Origin of the sequence: Arsenophonus nasoniae DSM 15247, assembly GCF_000429565.1 — a bacterium.
Lineage (GTDB): Bacteria > Pseudomonadota > Gammaproteobacteria > Enterobacterales > Enterobacteriaceae > Arsenophonus > Arsenophonus nasoniae.
Window position 1 is genome coordinate 1 of the sequence record NZ_AUCC01000224.1, and the last position, 1,562, is coordinate 1,562.

Below are 1,562 nucleotides of genomic sequence, written 5' to 3' on the forward strand. Positions count from 1 at the left end.
TCTTACGGCTTGATTTATTACCCCGTCCGCAAGGCGTGCAAATTAACTACGTCACGCAAGAACCCAAAGGCACATTTGGATTTAAGGGGCATCAGAATGCCATTTCGTGGTACAGCCGTTTTGATACCAACCCCGAAGCAAGAATTGGCTATTTTGCCAAGAAAACCTTTTTGAACAATAGGAGATAACCTTGAAAATCAACAGACCCAATGTTGACGTTAAACCGTTTGCCAGTCAAAGCAAAACGGAAGAAAGAACTGTATTTGGTTCAAAAGAAATCACAGACAAACTGGAGAAAAATCTCAACAGCGATTTTTACCGTGGTTGGGGTATTGTGCCTGTATCAGAATTGCCCACCATGCAGGATTTTAATGCGGTGGAATTTACCATTAGTGGACTTGCAGCTTACTTATTCCAAAATGGAATGGCTGAGTATGCCGACAAACAGACGTACTACAAAAACTCACTATGCGTATTTGAAGGCGATATCTACAAATCCAAAACCGATAACAACGCCGGAAATCCCTTAACTGACAACACCCAATGGCAATCATTAAAAGACGCTATTCTGGCTGCAAATATCGTGCAGCAATTAGGCTCCGCCACCGATAAAGTGACGAGTCAAAAATTGGTGACCGATGCTTTAAATACAAAACAGGCAAAAGGCGATTACGCCACCAAAATAGAATTGACACAAGGACTCAATACCAAACTTAATAGTGCTGCTGTCAAACAAACAACCGGTAACTCAACAACCGACGTGATAAGCCAAAAAGCCTGTGATGACAATTATGCTAAGAAAGACTCTTGGGAAACATTCACTGCTGGGGAAATAAATATAAAGAGTAACGGTAGTTACGCCAGCTTGCTTTTTACCAAAGGCGATGGAAATAAACTGTTGCTCGAAACTGCCCCGGGCGATGCCTATTTCGTGTATAGAGATACCAAAAATAACAATAAAGCCGTTGTCACCATTCCCTCAGCTAAAAATGGCACACTGGCATTAACCGCTGATGTGGACGCGATTAACAATTATCCGGTTGGCGCGCCTATTCCTTGGCCACAATCGACACCACCATCAGGTTATTTAGTCTGTAACGGCACCGACTTTGATAAAGTCAAATATCCCCAATTAGCGTTAGCATATCCTTCTGGGAAATTGCCGGATTTGCGCGGTGAATTTATCCGTGGCGTAGATCCATCACGTTCTGTTTTGTCATCTCAACAAGCGACAGAAATTCGTACGGCAGCATTAGATTATTTTGGTGTTGATGAAACAGTGCAAGAAAGCTCAATTGGCACTGCATTTTCCAACGCTGAAACTGCAACCAACATTTTTCCAAAAAATGCGAAAGCACCAAATAATGAGGATTTAAAAGCTGTTCTATCTGACAATGTTATATTTGCAACGCAAGCAAATTCCAAAGCTTTGGGAAATAGTGGAGCTGTATGGATATCAATGAGACCACGTAATATTGCTTTTAACTACATAGTGAGGGCTGCATAGTGAAATACAGTTTAGAAATTCAAGATGAAGAAAAGAAAAACTTACTTGAGCAACA

The 1,562-nt window shown here is 41.4% G+C and carries 2 protein-coding genes; both read left to right on the top strand.

What is annotated here, in order from left to right:
* The coding region (locus G468_RS24515) for a hypothetical protein (RefSeq protein ID WP_034250499.1) at positions 1–188 on the top strand (188 nt) is incomplete at its 5' end.
* Between the two features lie 2 nt (positions 189–190).
* A complete protein-coding gene (locus G468_RS25005) occupies positions 191–1,507 on the top strand; it encodes a phage tail protein (RefSeq protein ID WP_246067635.1) in 1,317 nt (438 codons plus the stop codon).
* Positions 1,508–1,562 lie beyond the last annotated feature (55 nt).